At 62.3% G+C, this 16,545-nt stretch carries 15 protein-coding genes and 1 tRNA gene; 9 read left to right on the top strand and 7 right to left on the bottom strand.

Features of this window, described 5'->3' with window-relative positions:
• Positions 1–6 precede the first annotated feature (6 nt).
• Together NN662_RS15495 and NN662_RS15490 are read left to right on the top strand one after the other, a co-directional pair.
• The gene (locus NN662_RS15495; RefSeq protein WP_261931126.1) at positions 7–462 is read left to right on the top strand and encodes a phasin; all 456 of its coding nucleotides are present in this window, start codon (positions 7–9) and stop codon (positions 460–462) included.
• Between the two features lie 132 nt (positions 463–594).
• Positions 595–671, top strand: a tRNA-His gene (locus tag NN662_RS15490).
• Between the two features lie 17 nt (positions 672–688).
• Here the strand turns inward: NN662_RS15490 and NN662_RS15485 are convergent.
• Together NN662_RS15485 and NN662_RS15480 are read right to left on the bottom strand one after the other, a co-directional pair.
• Positions 689–1,207 (bottom strand): MgtC/SapB family protein, encoded by a 519-nt coding sequence (locus NN662_RS15485; protein WP_261931125.1) that lies wholly within the window; start codon positions 1,205–1,207, stop codon positions 689–691.
• Positions 1,208–1,253: 46 nt separating this feature from the next.
• Complete coding sequence (locus tag NN662_RS15480) at positions 1,254–2,135, bottom strand: LysR family transcriptional regulator (protein WP_261931124.1); 882 nt, start codon at positions 2,133–2,135, stop codon at positions 1,254–1,256.
• Positions 2,136–2,238: 103 nt separating this feature from the next.
• Between NN662_RS15480 and NN662_RS15475 the strand changes: the two genes are divergently transcribed.
• Positions 2,239–3,735 carry a CoA-acylating methylmalonate-semialdehyde dehydrogenase gene (locus NN662_RS15475; RefSeq protein ID WP_261931123.1) on the top strand — a complete coding sequence of 499 codons (1,497 nt, stop codon included), beginning with the start codon at positions 2,239–2,241 and terminating at the stop codon, positions 3,733–3,735.
• A 97-nt stretch (positions 3,736–3,832) separates the two neighbouring features.
• Here NN662_RS15475 and NN662_RS15470 read toward each other — a convergent pair whose 3' ends face one another.
• Complete coding sequence (locus NN662_RS15470) at positions 3,833–5,731, bottom strand: acid phosphatase (RefSeq protein ID WP_261931122.1); 1,899 nt, start codon at positions 5,729–5,731, stop codon at positions 3,833–3,835.
• 289 nt (positions 5,732–6,020) lie between these two features.
• Entirely contained in the window at positions 6,021–7,061 is a 1,041-nt protein-coding gene (locus NN662_RS15465; protein WP_261931121.1) for a Fe(3+) ABC transporter substrate-binding protein, read from the bottom strand.
• Positions 7,062–7,245: 184 nt separating this feature from the next.
• Here NN662_RS15465 and rirA point away from each other — a divergent pair, with 184 nt between their 5' ends.
• Entirely contained in the window at positions 7,246–7,722 is a 477-nt protein-coding gene (rirA, locus tag NN662_RS15460; RefSeq protein WP_261931120.1) for an iron-responsive transcriptional regulator RirA, read from the top strand.
• 18 nt (positions 7,723–7,740) lie between these two features.
• Here rirA and NN662_RS15455 read toward each other — a convergent pair whose 3' ends face one another.
• Together NN662_RS15455 and NN662_RS15450 are read right to left on the bottom strand one after the other, a co-directional pair.
• Positions 7,741–9,045 carry an NAD(P)/FAD-dependent oxidoreductase gene (locus NN662_RS15455; protein ID WP_261931119.1) on the bottom strand — a complete coding sequence of 435 codons (1,305 nt, stop codon included), beginning with the start codon at positions 9,043–9,045 and terminating at the stop codon, positions 7,741–7,743.
• A gap of 1 nt (position 9,046) precedes the next feature.
• On the bottom strand, positions 9,047–10,396 hold the full coding sequence (locus NN662_RS15450) for a glutamine synthetase family protein (RefSeq protein ID WP_410010941.1): 1,350 nt from the start codon (positions 10,394–10,396) through the stop codon (positions 9,047–9,049).
• Between the two features lie 270 nt (positions 10,397–10,666).
• Between NN662_RS15450 and NN662_RS15445 the strand changes: the two genes are divergently transcribed.
• The 3 genes from NN662_RS15445 to NN662_RS15435 all read left to right on the top strand — a co-directional run bounded on the left by NN662_RS15445 (position 10,667) and on the right by NN662_RS15435 (position 13,832).
• Positions 10,667–11,440 carry a (2Fe-2S)-binding protein gene (locus NN662_RS15445; RefSeq protein WP_261931117.1) on the top strand — a complete coding sequence of 258 codons (774 nt, stop codon included), beginning with the start codon at positions 10,667–10,669 and terminating at the stop codon, positions 11,438–11,440.
• Positions 11,441–11,559: 119 nt separating this feature from the next.
• A complete protein-coding gene (locus tag NN662_RS15440) occupies positions 11,560–12,822 on the top strand; it encodes a glycerate kinase (protein ID WP_261931116.1) in 1,263 nt (420 codons plus the stop codon).
• 197 nt (positions 12,823–13,019) lie between these two features.
• On the top strand, positions 13,020–13,832 hold the full coding sequence (locus NN662_RS15435) for a bifunctional allantoicase/(S)-ureidoglycine aminohydrolase (protein WP_261931115.1): 813 nt from the start codon (positions 13,020–13,022) through the stop codon (positions 13,830–13,832).
• A gap of 106 nt (positions 13,833–13,938) precedes the next feature.
• On the opposite strand, the gene NN662_RS15430 is transcribed toward NN662_RS15435, so the two are convergent.
• Positions 13,939–14,250 (bottom strand): Beta-galactosidase C-terminal domain, encoded by a 312-nt coding sequence (locus NN662_RS15430; protein ID WP_261931114.1) that lies wholly within the window; start codon positions 14,248–14,250, stop codon positions 13,939–13,941.
• On the opposite strand from NN662_RS15430, the gene NN662_RS15425 reads away from it, so the two are divergent.
• Both NN662_RS15425 and NN662_RS15420 read left to right on the top strand, forming a co-directional pair.
• Positions 14,157–14,885 (top strand): ROK family protein, encoded by a 729-nt coding sequence (locus NN662_RS15425; protein WP_261931113.1) that lies wholly within the window; start codon positions 14,157–14,159, stop codon positions 14,883–14,885. The genes NN662_RS15430 and NN662_RS15425 overlap by 94 nt on opposite strands.
• Before the next feature lie 99 nt (positions 14,886–14,984).
• Positions 14,985–16,241: a D-arabinono-1,4-lactone oxidase gene (locus NN662_RS15420; RefSeq protein ID WP_261931112.1), complete on the top strand. Its 1,257-nt coding sequence runs from the start codon at positions 14,985–14,987 to the stop codon at positions 16,239–16,241.
• Positions 16,242–16,545 lie beyond the last annotated feature (304 nt).

The raw sequence follows: 16,545 nt of genomic DNA, 5'->3' as shown, positions 1-16,545 counted from the left end.
TCAACAATGGCTACGAAGAAGACGCAGGACGTATTTTCCATTTCCACTTCCACTTTCGACCCGAGCAAGCTCGGCGAAGGTTTCCGTGATTTCGCCGAAAAGGGCGTTGAACAGTCCAAGGAAGCCTATGCCAAGATGAAGGTTGCTGCCGAAGAAGCAACCCAGACCGTCGAAGCAACCCTCAAGAACGCCCAGGCCGGCACCGTCGAACTCGGTCTCAAGACCATCGACACGATGCGCGCCAATGCGGAAAGCTCTTTCTCGCATTTCGAAGCCCTGCTCGGCGTGAAGTCGGTCGCAGAACTCTTCGAACTGCAGACCTCTTTCTTCCGCAAGCAGTCTGAAGCCGCCGTCGAGCAGGCCAAGTCCATGCAGGAAACCAGCAAGAAGGTTGCTGAATCGGTTGCCGCGCCGTCGAAGGCTGCCGCCGAGAAGGCTGCGACCTACTTCAAGGCCGCCTGATCGGACATTCGTCCAACGAATGAAAAAGCCGGGTGGCAAAACCCGGCTTTTTTTTGTATTCAATATCAAGGGTCTTGCAAAAGCGGCAAACAGCCCGTATGTGACCCTCCGTGACGCCGAGGCGTCCAGTGTGCGGTTGTAGCTCAGTTGGTTAGAGCGCAGGTTTGTGGCACCTGAGGTCGTAGGTTCGATTCCCACCAACCGTACCATTTCTTCTTTTCCCGATTTATTGCGTTTCACCGTTGCCGGCATCCGGCGACGATGGTCTCTCTCGTGATTTGCTGCCGGGCTCCAGCCGGTGCAGCAGCGCCAGGACGACGATGGCGCCGAGCGTCGCGATGCCGGCGATCAGCCAGAGTCCCAGGCCGCAGGCAAGTCCGACTGCGCCCGCCAGCCACATGCCGGCACCTGTCGTGAGCCCGCGCACACGCCCGCGCGCAAAGACGATCATGCCCGCCGCCAGAAACGCCACGCCGCTCGTCAGCGCCTCGATCAGGCGAATGGGATCGATCCGGATCGATTCGTCGGCGAAGGTCGGCATGTGGATGATCTCGATCGCCAGAATGGCAATCACGGCTGCCGTCAGGCTGACGAGGATGTGCGTGCGTAGCCCCGCCGCATGGCTCGCCATCTCCCGATCCAGCCCGACGATGGCGCCGCAGATCATGGCGATAATCACCCTGACGGCGATGACCGATGGGGCGAGGAAGGTGGAATAGTCGAATTCGTTGAGAAGTGGCTCCATGCAGAGGACAACTTCAAACCACCCGGCAGAGTTCCAGCCGTATGCCTCAGACGAATCTCCCTCGCTCCTCCCGCACCAGTTCCTGCAGGAAGTCGATCACGGTTCGAACGCGCAGCAGGTCCCGGATGCTTTCGTGATAGGTCGTCCAGTAGGCGCGGCGGATTTCGATCTCGGGCAGCACCCTGACCAGCGTGTCCTTCTCATGGGCGATATAGTTGTGCAGGATGCCGATACCTGCGCCCGACAGCACCGCTTCGGTCTGCCCGATCGACGACGACACGCCGAATGCCGTGTCCCAGTTGCGCAGCAGTTCGGCGCTGAAATCCAGCGACGGCGTGAAGATCAGGTCCTCCACATAGCCGATGCGCGGATGGTGGCGCAGGTCCTCGATCCGCTCCGGCGTGCCGTTCTCCTTAAGATAGCCGGCGGAGGCGTAGAGGCCGAGCGTATAGTCGGTCAGCTTCGAGGAAATCAGCCGGCCCTGGTCCGGCCGCTCCAGGGTGATGGCGATATCGGCTTCGCGCTGCGACAGCGAGAAGGAGCGCGGCACCGGCACCAGTTCGATCTTGAGGTCGGGATAACGCCGGATCAACCGGCCAAGCCGCGGCGAGAGAAACGAGACGCCGAACCCATCCGGCGCTCCGATACGCACCGTGCCGGCAATCGCACTGTCGACCTTGGCAATCATCGCCTGGGCGGCGAGCATCTCGGTTTCCATGCGTTCTGCGGCCTTCAGGAAGGTTTCGCCTTCCGCCGTCAGGTCGCAGCCATTGGTGCGGCGGATCAACAGCCGTGTGTTGAGGCTCTCCTCCAGGGCGCTGACGCGGCGCGACACCGTCGCATGGTTGACCCCCATGCGCCGGGAGGCCGAAAGAATCTGTCCACTGCGGGCGACCGCCAGGAACATCCGCACATCGTCCCAGTCCATGCCGTCTCCAGCTATAATTTCTGCACAACGGATATGTAAATCATGCCGTTGAATTGTGCAAATTAAAGTGCGATCCTCCTTTCAACCATCAAGGAGGAAACCCATGAAACAGATTGGTCATTTCATCGGCGGCAAGCAGGTTGCCGGCACCAGCGGTCGTTTCGCGCCCGTCTACAATCCGGCAACCGGCGAAGTTCAGGCGGAAGTGGCGCTGGCCAGCGACGCCGAACTGCGCGCTGCCGTCGAAAACGCCAAGGCTGCGCAGCCGCAATGGGCTGCAACCAACCCGCAGCGCCGCGCCCGCGTGTTCATGAAGTTCGTCTCGCTCCTCAATGACAACATGAACGAGCTCGCCGAAATGCTCTCGAAGGAGCACGGCAAGACGATCGAGGACGCCAAGGGTGATATCGTCCGCGGTCTCGAAGTCTGCGAATTCGTCATCGGTATCCCGCATTTGTCGAAGAGCGAGTTCACCGAGGGCGCCGGTCCGAACATCGACATGTATTCGATCCGCCAGGCCATCGGCGTCGGCGCCGGTATCACGCCGTTCAACTTCCCGGCCATGATCCCGATGTGGATGTTCGCCCCGGCGATCGCCTGCGGCAACGCCTTCATCCTGAAGCCTTCGGAGCGCGATCCGTCCGTGCCGATCCGCCTCGCCGAACTGATGATCGAAGCCGGCCTGCCGGCAGGCATCCTCAACGTCGTCAACGGCGACAAGGGCGCGGTTGACGCAATCCTGACCGATCCGGATATCGGCGCCGTCTCCTTCGTCGGCTCCACTCCGATCGCCCGCTACGTCTACGGTACTGCGGCCATGAACGGCAAGCGCGCCCAGTGCTTCGGCGGCGCCAAGAACCACATGATCATCATGCCCGACGCCGACCTCGACCAGGCCGCCAACGCCCTGATGGGTGCCGGCTACGGTTCCGCAGGCGAACGCTGCATGGCGATCTCGGTTGCCGTTCCGGTCGGCGAGGAAACCGCCAACCGCCTGATCGAAAAGCTGACCCCAATGGTCGAGTCGCTTCGCATCGGTCCCTACACCGATGACAAGGCCGACATGGGTCCGCTGGTCACCAAGGAAGCGCATGCCCGCGTCAAGGGTCTCATCGACCGCGGCGTCGAGCAGGGCGCCAAGCTCGTCGTCGACGGCCGCGATTTCAAGCTGCAGGGCTATGAGAACGGCTATTTCGTCGGCGGCTGCCTGTTCGACAACGTCACCCCGGACATGGACATCTACAAGACCGAGATCTTCGGACCGGTTCTCTCGGTTGTCCGCGCCAAGAACTACGAGGAAGCCCTCGAACTGCCGATGAAGCACGAATACGGCAACGGCGTCGCCATTTACACCCGCGACGGCGATGCAGCCCGCGACTTCGCCTCGCGCATCAACATCGGCATGGTCGGCGTCAACGTGCCGATCCCGGTTCCGCTCGCCTACCACTCCTTCGGCGGCTGGAAGTCTTCGTCCTTCGGCGACCTCAACCAGCACGGCACGGATTCGATCAAGTTCTGGACCCGCACCAAGACGGTCACCAGCCGCTGGCCGTCGGGCATCAAGGATGGTGCCGAATTCGTCATGCCGACGATGAAGTAAGTAGCAAGCCGGCGGCCCAGCCCCGGCGGATGCTGTTGACGAGAACCCCGGAAGCGCCGCTTCCGGGGTTCTTCTTTTGACGATTACCGCCTGGCAATCAGCCGGCCTGCGGCTTCGGCGCCGGCAGGCGAACCGTCAGCGTGCCGTTGTCATAGCTCGCGTCCAGCGTTTGCCCCTTCGATGACACGACCTGCGCAAACGTGCCATTGATGCGGCCGGCCTTGATCGCAACGACGGAGGCATCCGGTGCGGCTCCGCTGATGTCCACCTGAAGCGTTCCGCCGTTGATGGCCACGTCACCCGGCAGGACCACGCCGTGCATGCCGACGGCAAGCGTTCCGCCGTCGACCTGCAGGTCGCCGGTGCCGAGCGCGTCGGCATGAGCCGCAACGAGTGTGCCGTCCTTCAGCACCGTACCACCCGCGTAGCTGTTGTGGCCGGCAAGGGTCAGCGTGCCGTTGCCGGCCTTTGTCAGCATGCCCTTGCCGGCGATGTCGTGCAGCCACTGGTCGTCGGCGTTGAAGCCGCCATTGCCGGCCTGCATGTCCACCGTGACGTCTCCCGGGAATGCGCCGAAGCCTCCGGCGGCAGCGACGAGATCCAGGCGGCCCCAGCCATTGCTCTTGTCGAGCAGAGGATAGCCGCTGTCGATGCCGGTGGTGTAGAGAACGATGCGGCGCTGGCCGGCGTCGAGATAGGGGAAGCGGGTTTCGATCAGCGCTTCCGCGCCCTTCGGCACGACCATCGCTTGGCCAGCCTTCGCCTTGTCCTGCGGCAGACCGTAGGTCATGCGCTGACGGTAGGCGTCCGCGTCGGAAAAGTAGCTGGAGAAGCGGTCGTCCTTTGCCGTATGGGCCGCCGCATAGAGGCTTTCTCCGGTCGGAACGTTCGCCTCCACCGTCGCCGTCATGTTTTCGAGTGCCCGGGCCTTCAACTCGGCATTGGCGGGATCGTTGAGGTAGGCCGCAGCCGTCGCTGTCGCCATGATGCGTCCGCCGATGACATCAAGCGGCGAGTGCATGCCGGTGACGACGCGGTGCTCGCCGAGTTCGGATGCGCGCGTCAGCAGTTCCGCAAACCGCACCGGCAGCGCATAGGCATAGGCAATGGCCGAGACATAGGCCGCATTGGTGTGGCCGGACGGGAAGCCGCCGTCCTTTCTCCGGCCGCGTGTTTCGCGGGCGCTGAGCAAAGCGGGGATGACGTTGACATGGCTGTCGTAGACTTCGACCGTCTTGTCTCCAAGCGGTTCCGTGCCGGTCTGCACCACGTCGCCGCTATCCGTCATGCGCCAGGGGCGCGGCGAGGCGTAAAAGTACTTGGCTGGAGAGGTCGAGCCTTCCGGGCCACGCATCACGGTCATGAAGGCGATGAAATCCTGAAGCGACGGATTGCCGGTACCGGCCTCGCTGCCCTGATCCTCTTCCTTTTCGGCCAGAGGCGCATTCGGATCGAAGTCGGCGAGCGTATGGGCGATGGTCGTCGTCGCACCCGCCTCGCGGCGATAGATGTCGGCAAGCGGCCCCATGCCGTCGATCACCGAATTGCCCTGTGCGCGGCGATCGTCGAGATAGGCGGCAAGCGCGTCATCGGACGTCCGCGAAGGCCCGGTCACGTCGAGCACATAGCGCATGTTGGCCGCCCAGATGTCCGGCGCAACGATCTTGACCTTGCTGTAGTCTTCGGCGCCATCCCCGTTCGCGCCGCCATTGGCCCAGGCGGCGTCGCCCAGCGACCATATGTCGTCGAAGCCGGACAGGATCTGGATGATCGGATTGTCGGCCCGGTCATACTTGTTGATCTTGCTGCCGTCAGCCTTGAGGCCGGCCTGCGCCTTGTAGTTGTCGACGACGGGCAAGGGATAGGCCGTTTCGGGAACAGGAACGGTAAAGGTGCCGGCGGGAACCGGAGCGGCGACCGCCGAACCAGCGAGAAGCACGATGGCCGTGGACGCAAACAAGCGGCGCGACCGCAGGGGCAGGCAAAACAAAGGCATGAAATCTCCTTTTGGGGCGTTCGGAAGAGTGATCCGTCGGCCTCGATCCGGAGGTTCGGCCCAATCTCCCACGCCCTCGAAACATGGATTGTGATAATTCGCCGCCTCTGGTCGGAGATGGAGCGGACAGCGACTCCGGAGGCAGCGCCTCTCGTCTAGGTAGCGGCTGTAACAATCGGATGACACGGTCCGCACGCGAGTGCGATTTCCACGCGAACTTAAAAGCAAAAACCGGCCCAGATGGGCCGGTCGGAAAACGGTTTGCCGGTTTTGCTGCCAGTGCAGGTCCTTACATCGACGGGCCTTCGTTGAAGCCTGTCTTGTCGACCAGTTCGGAGGCGAGCTTGCGATTGTTGGCGATGTCGATCAGCGGCAGCGGATCGGCATTCAGCGTTCCGAACGACTTGACGATGTCGGACGGTTCCGCGCCGGCGATGACCGGATATTCGAACACGCGTTCGGCGTAGATTTCCTGCGCTTCCTTCTTCGTCAGGAATTCCATCAGCTTGACGGCATTGTCCCTGTTCGGCGCATGCTTGGCGAGCGCCATGCCGGAAATGTTGACATGCGTGCCGCGATCCTTGGCATTCGGGAAGATGACCTTGATCGCGCCGGCCCATTCCTGCTGTTCGGGCTCGTTCTCGTCGGTCATCATCAGACCGACGTAATAGGTGTTGCCGAGCGCGATGTCGCAGCCGCCGGCATAGATATCCTTGGCCTGCGAGCGGTCGTTGCCGTCCGGCTTGCGCGCAAGGTTCTCGCGAACGCCCTTCAGCCACGTCTCGGTGTACTCGGCGCCGTGATGGGCGATCATCGAGGCAAACAGCGCAAGATTGTACTGGTGCTGTCCGTCGCGCGTGCAAAGCCGGCCCTTCCACTTCGGGTCGGCAAGCTCTTCATAGGTGATTTCCGTTTCCGGCACGCGATCCTTCGACGCGTAGATAACGCGGGCACGGCGCGACAGGCCGAACCAGTAGCCGTCGGGGTCGCGGTATTCCGCCGGAATGTCGCTGTTGATGATGTCGCTTTCCACCGGCTGGGTGACGCCGCCGTCCTTGGTCTCGACCAGCCGGCCGATATCGACGGTCAGGATGACGTCTGCTGGCGAGTTTTCACCCTCCGCGGCAATGCGCTCGACCAGCCCCTTGTCGAGGAACAGGACGTTGGTGTCGATGCCGGTCTCCTTGGTGAAGGCATCGAGCAACGGCTGAATGAGCTCGGGTTGCCGGTAGGAATAGATGTTGACCTCTTCGGCCAGCACTGGCGTCGCCAGTGAAAGAAGCGTGGTTGCGGCGGCGAGGGTGGCAAGCTGCTTGCGGAAGCCGTTCATCGCGATCTCCTGTCTCTCGTCATAATCTTGACGCTTCTCATCATCTTATTGGCATCGCTGTCAATCGCATTCCGAATCCCCGCAGTAAGATGATTGTGATTTTCATCTATTTTGGAATTGTTCCAAACTACGAATGGCACTATATAAACATGACGGCCACGGAAGACTTTAAACGGAGATCGGCATGCGACTGACGAAACAGACCAATTATGCGGTGCGCATGTTGATGTATTGCGCTGCCAATGACGGCAGGCTGAGCCGCATTCCGGAGATCGCCAAGGCCTACGGCGTTTCCGAGCTGTTTCTGTTCAAGATCCTGCAGCCGCTCAACAAGGCCGGCATCGTCGAGACGGTGCGCGGCCGCAATGGCGGCGTACGCCTTGGCCGTCCGGCGGACAAGATCAGCCTGTTCGATGTCGTCAAGGTCACCGAGGACAACTTCGCCATGGCGGAATGCTTCGAGGACGGCGTGGCAGAATGCCCGCTGGTCGACAGCTGCGGCCTGAATTCGGCGCTGCGCAAAGCCCTGAACGCATTCTTCGAAGTACTGATGGAATATTCGATCGACGACCTCGTCAAGGCGCGGCCGCAGATCAACTTCCTGCTCGGCATTGACGAGAACGACCGGGTCCGTGCAGGCGTGGCGGCACCGGCCGCCTGACGCCTTCGCAATCCGCCGTCACATTCCGAGCTTGTCCCTCAGGCCGTACCACCATGCCCCGAGCGCGGTCAGCGGCACCCGGAAGGTCTTGCCGCCGGGGAAGGGGAAGTTCGGCAGCGAACTCCAGACATCGAACCGTTCGGCATGGCCGGACACCGCCTCGCCAAGGATCTTGCCGAGCAGGTGAGTCGTCGTCACGCCATGGCCGCTGTCGCCATGCGAGAAGTAGACCGTGTCGGACAGCTTGCCCATGTGCGGAATGCGGCTGAAGGTGAGTGCGAAATTGCCGCTCCAGGCAAAGTCGATCTTCTTCTTCGCCAGTGACGGGAACGTCTTGGCCAGATGCGGCTGGATCTTGGCGACGATATTGGCCGGATCCTGTCCGCCATAGCCGATCCCGCCGCCGAACAGCAGCCGGTTATCGGCGGTGCGGCGGTAGTAGTCGAGCACATAATTGGCATCCTCGACACAGTAATCCGCAGGCAGGAGATTGGTGATCGTCGCCTCGTCCAGCGGCTCGGTGACGATCACCTGGCTGGACACCGGCATCATCCGGCTGCCGATCTGCGGCAGCAATTCCCCGAGATAGGCATTGCCGCAGACGAGCACGTATTTCGCCTTGACCGATCCCTTAGCGGTTCTCACCGAGGGCGAGGGGCCGGTATCGACGCCGGTCGCCCGGCTGTTTTCGAAGATGCGGCCGCCGAGGCTTTCCAGGGCGCGCGCTTCGCCGAGCACCAGGTTCAACGGGTGAATGTGGCCGCCGTAGCGATCGACCATGCCGCCGGCATAGAGATCGCATTTGACGATGCCGGGCAGGTCGGCCTTCGCCACCATCTCCAGCCCGTCATGACCGTGCTTCTCCCAATGCGCCTTGTGCGCTGCCATCTCGCGGATCTGCTTGTCGGTGAACGCTGCAAAGAAGCCGCCATGCCTGAGGTCGCAGTCGATGCCATAGGTCTCGACGCGTTCGCGGATGATGTTGCCGCCCTCGAGCGACATGGCACCGAGCTTGACCGCCTTCTCCTCGCCATAGCGCGAAGCGATGGTCTTCAGGTCGCGGCTGTAGCCGTTGACGATCTGGCCGCCATTGCGGCCGGAGGCGCCGAAGCCGATGCGGCTGCCTTCCAGGACGATGACCGAATAGCCGCGTTCGGCAAGCGTCAGGCCTGCCGAGATCCCGGAAAATCCCGCCCCGATGATGCAGACATCCGCCTCGACATCGCCTTCGAGCGTCGGGCGGATGGTCTTGTCGTTGGCGCTGGCGGCATACCAGGAAGGGGCGTGGCCCGGGTTGTTGGCAAGCGAAGTCGGTGCGTTCATGTCAGACCGTCCTGATGTAAGCGTCGTATTCAACATCCGTCACGCGGAGCGAGAATTCGGAAATCTCCTGCTGCTTGCAGGAGGCGTAGAGCGCCCGGTATTTCGGCCCGAAGGTCGCATAAGCGAAACCGGACTTGGCGAACTTGCCGAGCGCATAGTCCCAGTTGGTCGGCAGCGGCTCATGGCTGATCGCATGGTCGTCGCCGGTAATCGCCCCGCCGGGCTGGATTTTCTCGCGCATGCCGAGAAGGGCCGCATTGAGGATCATCGCAAGCACTAGGTAAGGGTTGGTATCCGCGCCCGCCACGCGGTGCTCGATGCGGGTCGCCGGCTTGCTGGCGACGATGACGCGGACGGCAGCCGACCGGTTGTCGATGCCCCAGGAGGCGTAGGTCGGCGCGTGCTCGCTTGGGCGCAGACGGCGATAGGAGTTGGCGTGCGGTGCGAACACCGCCATGCTCTCTCCCATGTTCGCGAGCAGCCCGCCGACGGAATGGAACAGCGTATCGGCCGGACCGTTTTCGCCCGCATAGATGTTGTTGCCATTCTCGTCGAGAACGGAGAAATGCACATGCATGCCGCTGCCGGCCTGCAGGCCGTAGGGCTTGGCCATGAAGGTGGCGTCGAGATCGTGCTTGCGCGCCACGCCCTTGACGATGCGCTTTAAAAGCAGCGCATTGTCTGCGGCTTCCAGCGCATCCGGGACATGATTGAGGTTGATCTCGTACTGGCCGGGACCGTTTTCACGCAGCGTCGTATCGGCCGGCACCGATTGCGCCCGACAGGCGATTGCGATGTCGTGAAAGACGTTCTCGAAATCCTGCAGCTCGGAAATCGACAGCACCTGCGTCTGGCCGCTCTGCCAGCGCCCCTCGCGCGAGTTCGGCGGCCTGACGGGGTCGAGCGCCGAGCGCACCGGGTCGATGAGGTAGAACTCAAGCTCGGTGGCGACGACGGGCGTCAGCTTCAGCTTGCGGTATTTCTCCAGGACGTTGGCGAGCACCTGCCGCGGATCGCCGTAAAAGCCCTTGCCATCCGTATCCCGCATGCCGAGCATGACCTGCGCCGTCGGTCTTTGGAGCCAGGTGACACGCGACAGCGTGCCGGGAACCGGAAAGCACAGGCCGTCCGGATCGCCGGTGCCTTCCGCAAGTCCGGCGGCGTTGACGTCGCGGCCCCAGACATCGAGCGCGTAGACGGAGCGCGGGATCGCCATCCCTTTTTCGAGCACGTCGAGGGCGCGGTCGCGGGGGATCCACTTGCCGCGCGGAACGCCGTTCACATCGATGACGAAGGCCTCCAGGATCTCGATGTCCGGATTGTCCCGGAAGAAGGTCTCGGCATCAGTCATTGCATTCATAAGGCACCGGTGTTCGGAGCGCTTTCCGGAATTGGAAAGGCGGAATGGATGGGAGCGGGCAGACCCGCGCCGGGCAAATCTAGCGTTTCTTCGCTAGGGGTGGCAAGCGCGCGCGGCGCTGTCCGTCGATCCCGCGCGGATTTATCTTTGGCCAATCCGCAACGTTGCGTGTATGTCTCGCGCAGCAGAACCGATCGATCCGAAGCGGGTGGAATGCCGGACGCCAACGCCTCAACTGACGAACTTTCAAGCGGAGAGACCATGCCGGCCGAACTGGTCCGGGCTTGGGCATGGCTTGGAGAGGCCTCGCCGCTTCGATTGCGTTGGTCGCCCCTCTACGGGGACTGGTTTACCGTAGCCGACCTCGCCGATCCCGGCTCCGAGGCGCTCTCCACCCTGCTGGCCTACCAGCGTTCCTTCGCCCGCGGCATGGATCAGCGAACGCAGGCGGCCTATCTCATCGGCCAGTACTCCTATTTCCATACGCTCGCCTTGGCGGCGGCGCTTCTGCGCGAAGGCGTTATCCCGGTCTTCGCACCAAACGCGCTGACATGGCGCCTTGTGTCCGCAGAAATCGGAATGCCTGCCCGCCTCGAACTCGGCGTAAAGAGCGCGTCCGTCCGGCCTGCGTCGGAAGGCGCGGTAGCGCCCGAACTGGAGCGCGCCTTTGCGCCGATCATCGAAGCCCTGAGAGCAAGGACCGGCTTCGGCCGCAGGCCGCAATGGCGGATCGCTGCCGACTCCATCGCCTCCGCCTTTCTCGATGTCGGCAGGGCGAACGGGGACCAGGCAAAGGCGGCGGATCGTGTCGAGGCGATCGTCAAGACCGCTGGTTCCCCATTCGCCAACGATGCACTTGCCTTTGTTCGCGTCGCCGCCTCGCACGGCGACGCCAGCGAGATATTCCGGCTGCGCGGCGGCTGCTGCCGCTATGTGAAGGTCGAGGGCGGCAGCCTGTGTCCGACCTGCGTCCTGCGCGACCGCGAAGAGCAGCTTGCCCTTCTGCAAACCTTCATGGATGAGCGTCAGGGCTGAAGTGGCGGCAAATGGGCTGGCGCTCCATCCGAATCATGTGCCAGTCTGACCGAAGTGCGGGCCGACAGGGTGTGACTTGAGATCGAGGGCGATGCTCGCCATGCAGGAGGTAGGAACTGTTGACTGATATCGGATCGCCGGAAACCTTCTTGCGCACGCTGTTCGACAAGGCCGTCGAGGTCGCCGATCCCATGCGGTCGCTGGCGGGCTTCCTGCCGCAAAAACCCGAAGGCCGGGTCATCGTGGTCGGTGCCGGCAAGGCGAGCGCCCGCATGGCCGAAGCGGTGGAGGCCGCTTGGGGGCCGTGCGAGGGACTGGTCATCACCCGTTATGGCTATCAGCGGCCCTGCCGCGGCATCGAAATCGTCGAGGCCGCCCATCCGGTGCCGGATCAGGCTGGGTTGGAAGCGACCCGACGCATGCTCGATCTCGTCAGCGGGGCAGGCGAGGGCGACTTCGTGCTGGCGCTCATTTCCGGCGGCGCCTCCGCGTTGCTGGTCGCGCCCGTCGAAGGCGTGACTCTCGAAGAGAAAAAGGCGGTCAATGCCGCGCTTCTTTCCTCCGGCGCGCCGATCGACAGGATGAACACCGTTCGCAAGCATCTGAGCCGGGTGAAAGGCGGTCAGCTGGCCGCCGCGGCTTGGCCGGCCCGCATGCTGACCCTGATGATCTCCGACGTGCCCGGCGACGATCCCGCCTTCATCGGTTCCGGTCCGACGGTCGGCGATCCGTCGTCGCAGGCCGATGCACTGGCGATCCTGGAAAAGTGGAATGTGGCCGTTCCCGAAAGCGTGCTCGCCGCGCTGAAGAAGCCCAACCGCGTGGTCGCGCCCGATGACGAAAGGCTGTCGCGGGTGGAAAACGTCATCTACGCCGCGCCAAGGCAATCGCTCGAGGCGGCCGCCGAGCTCGCGCGGGCGGCGGGAGTCGAAGTCCGCATGCTCGGCGACGCGCTGGAGGGCGAGGCCCGCGAGGTTGCCGCCGTTCAGGCTGCCGAGGCGTTGCGCGTTCGCGCCGCCCGCCGTGCCGGCGATCCGCCGGTGCTCCTGTTGTCGGGCGGCGAACTGACGGTGACGCGCAAGGGGCAGGGCATCGGTGGCCCGAATGCCGAGTTCTCTCTGGCGCTTGCCCTCGCACTCGACGGTGCTGACGGCATCCACGCGATCGCCTGCGACACCGACGGCGTCGACGGCGCGGCAGAGGTGGCGGGCGCGCTCGTTGGCCCTGCGACGCTGGCGCTCGCCCATGAAAACGGCGTGGTCGCTAAGACGGCGCTTGCCGAAAACGACGCCCACACCTTCTTTGCGAAGATCGGCGGTCAGGTCGTCACCGGCCCGACCCTGACGAATGTCAATGATTTCCGGGCGATCCTGATCACCTGACGGCAAGTCAAGCGAGGACGGCCGCCTGCAAATGTTGCTGTCATGCTGCCTTGCAGGTGGACCGCACGCATGAAACCATTCTTAAAACAAACGGGATCGTGTATTCGTTCGATCCTCGACCCGTTCGATATCCAGACCCTCTCGCCGGCAGAATGGGAAAGCCGGAAGAGTGAACATGCAAAGGCTGCAGACTGACGATGCCCTCATACTTCTCCAAGGTTGGTGGCCTGCCACCGCAAACCCAGACGCTTTCGAGCAAGGCCGTGTTCACCACCGCTTATGCGGTCATTCCCAGAACGGTCATGAGTGACATCGTCACGAGCGTCCTGCCGCATTGGGACCGGACACGGGCCTGGATCATCTCAAGACCGTTGAGCGGCTTTGCCGAAACTTTTGCCCAGTACATCATGGAGGTGGCGCCGGGTGGCGGCAGCGTGAAGCCCGAACCCGATGCCCGCGCCCAGGCGGCAATCTTCGTCGTCGACGGCGAAGCGACGATCACCGTCGACGGTACCGACCGGCCGCTGCGTGCCGGCTCATTCGCCTATATCCCGGCCGGCGCCGCCTGGACGTTCCGCAATGACAGCGCGTCCGCCGTCCGCTTCCACTGGGTACGCAAGAAGTTCCAGATGGTCGAAGGCCTGGAGCGGCCGCCTGCCATCTTCACCCATGAGGAAGACTGCGTGCTGCACGCCATGCCCGACACCGACGGAAAATGGGCCACGACCCGCTTCATCGACCCCGCCGATGTGCGCTACGACATGCACCTCAACATCGTCACATTCGAGCCGGGTGCGACGATCCCGTTCATGGAAACCCATATCATGGAGCACGGGCTCTATGTGCTCGAGGGCAAGGCCGTCTACCGGCTGAACGAGGACTGGGTGGAGGTCGAGGCCGGCGACTACATGTGGCTGCGCGCATTCTGCCCTCAGGCCTGTTACGCCGGCGGCCCCGGCCGCTTCCGCTATCTTCTCTACAAGGACGTGAACCGCCACCCGGAACTCTGAAGGCTGATCGCCATGCGGCGGCGGTGCTGTCGATGAACCGAACACCGCCACCGCAACTGCCTTTCGTCATCCATCGTCTGACGTGAACTGACGACAGGCCTGCCCTTCAGCCACGCCATGTTTTCCGAGCGTCGCCTTGAATAGACTGTTCAAGCACCAAGACCTCATATCCCGAAAGCACGGTCATTCCGCTCTGCGCTTTGCCGGTCAAGAGATCGGTGCTTGAAGGCAGCTCCACTTCCTTCGTTTCCGCAGTCGTGTTCAGCACGAACAGCAACTTTCGGTCAGCGGCCTCGCGGAGCGAGACCTCGACACCGTGCGGAAGTGAGGGAAGCAGGGGTATCGATCCCGGGCGAAGTCGATGCCGCGAATGGGGTGTGCATCCAAAGCCCCCGATTTGGCTGGCACAACCTTCCATTCGCAGACATACTCGGCGAAAAGGTTCACGTTCCGGTGTGGATCGACGACGACGTAAACGCCTTCACCGTGGCCCAAAGGCTTTTCGGCGCAGGGCGTCAGTACAAGAATTTCGTCACGCTTGCGGTCGGCACGGGCATCGGCAGTTCTCTGGTTGTCAACGGCGAACTGTTTCGAGGCAGTCATGGAGCTGCCGGCAAACTTGGCCATATCACGGCCGTCGAGGGCGGCAGGCTTTGTGAATGCGGTCGACGCGGTTGCCTCATGGCTCATTCCGCCGAGCCGGCCATGGTCGAGGACTGGGGCCGTGCCAAGGGTTTCGAGGCGACACGGGCCGATTTTGCGGCTGCCATTGACGAAAAGGATGAAAAGGCGATCGCCGTCATGACGGCAGCCGGTGAAATGATCGGACGTCATCTCGCCGATCTGGTGAACCTCTTCGATCCGGAGGTTGTTGTCGCGGGCGGGGAATCCATGCAGTTCGGTGACGCCATTCTCGAGCCGATCAAGGCCGCGATGGAAAAGTATCTTTTCTTTGCAAAACCGGAGTTGCTGCCTGACTGGGTTCCCAATTCATGGGCACGGGGTGCCGCAGCCCTTGCAACCCAGCACTTCTTCAACTTTGAGATCGAATAGACCAACTTCATTGCCGGCCCACAAGAAACAGGCGAGGGGGAGCTATGGCGCCTGCCGTTTTACGGTAAGCTCTCCCGTTCTATGATGCGGGAATAAGGTATGACCTCAGCACCAAAGACCAACTGGTCCAAGACCTTTGCTTATTCGTTTCGCGATTGTCGCAGTCCTTCCTCGATGGAAGAGCTGCAAGGCGCAGTCCGGTCATCGCGAACGATCAAGGTCCTGGGATCAAGGCATTCTTTCAACGCCATCGCCGACGGCGAGACCGCCCTGATGTTGGCAGGCATTCCGATCGCACCCGTGCTGAACGCGGAAAAATCTGAGGTGTCGATTGCCGGACATGCGACCTATGGCGAGCTCGCGACATATCTGACTGCACATGGTCTGGCGGTGCATAATCTTGCCTCCCTGCCGCACATTTCGATCGCCGGAGCGATTGCAACGGCCACTCACGGTTCGGGACGCAAGAACGGCAATCTGGCGACCAGCGTTGCCGCCCTCGAGTTTGTTACGGCAGACGGCACCATCGTGGAGACAAGGCGCGGCGATCCGGAGTTCGAGGGCATGGTCGTTCATCTCGGAGCGTTGGGTGTCGTTACCCGGATCACTCTCGACGTCGAACCCGAATACCGCATTGTTCAGAATGTCTATGAGGGACTGAGCTGGGATGCGCTCTTTGAAAACCTCGAAGAGATCATGGATGGCGGTTACAGCGTCAGCGTCTTTACCCATTGGCGCAATCACGCGGGACAGATCTGGGTGAAGCGGAAGGAACTTGCCGTGTACAGTCCGGAAGACATGCACGGTGCGCGGCTTGCAAGCGTCAAGCGGCATCCGATCTCCGGGGTCGACCCCGTCAATGCGACGGATCAACTCGGAAAATCGGGGCTCTGGTGCGATCGACTGCCGCATTTCAAAATGGGCTTCACACCCAGCAATGGCGACGAGATCCAGTCGGAGTTCCACATTCCCTTTGAATTCGGGAGCGCGGCCATCAAGGCTGTCGCAGCGATCAGCGTCCGCTTCGCCCATCTCGTTCAAGTCACCGAGTTCCGCGCAGTGGCTGCCGACAACCTCTGGCTCAGCCCGCAATTCGGCCAGGACACGCTGTCCATGCATTTCACCTGGATCGCCGATCCAACCGCCGTCGAAGCCGCCGTTCGCGAGATCGAAATCGCCCTTGAGCCCTTCAAGGCACGTCCACATTGGGGAAAGGTCTTCTGCAACCGCGACGTCGCTTCATATTACCCGATGTTCGAGCGTTTCAGGTCGCTGCGGGAACAACTCGATCCGCACCGGAAATTTTCCAACCGCTGGCTCGAAGACGCGGTCTTTGGCAAAAATCAGCCTGGCTGAATCGTCCCGATGTCCGAAGAAAACAGCTGTTCCGCAGACGATCCAAAACGCGAAAGCATGCCTCCAATGGCAGGGTTTCCGAAGCCTTTCTATGGTCGGAAATCTGAAGACTGAGTGAAAGACGGCTGCCGGTGGGGCAGGTGGCAAAGCAGCTCGGGATACGCGGCCGCCAGTAGAAGATGGTTCCGCGGCGGATCAGATTTTCGACCTCGTGGCGAACGGCCATGGCAAGGACACCCTGTTTTGCCAGGGGTGACGCCGCCGATCGAAAGAAGGCGTGGGCATCACCTCTGGGCATCAGTTT

This window comes from Rhizobium sp. NRK18, assembly GCF_024385575.1.
In the GTDB taxonomy this organism is placed as follows: Bacteria; Pseudomonadota; Alphaproteobacteria; order Rhizobiales; family Rhizobiaceae; genus JANFMV01.
Note: the sequence above shows the minus strand (reverse complement) of the source record. Positions and strands in the feature narration are given on the sequence as shown.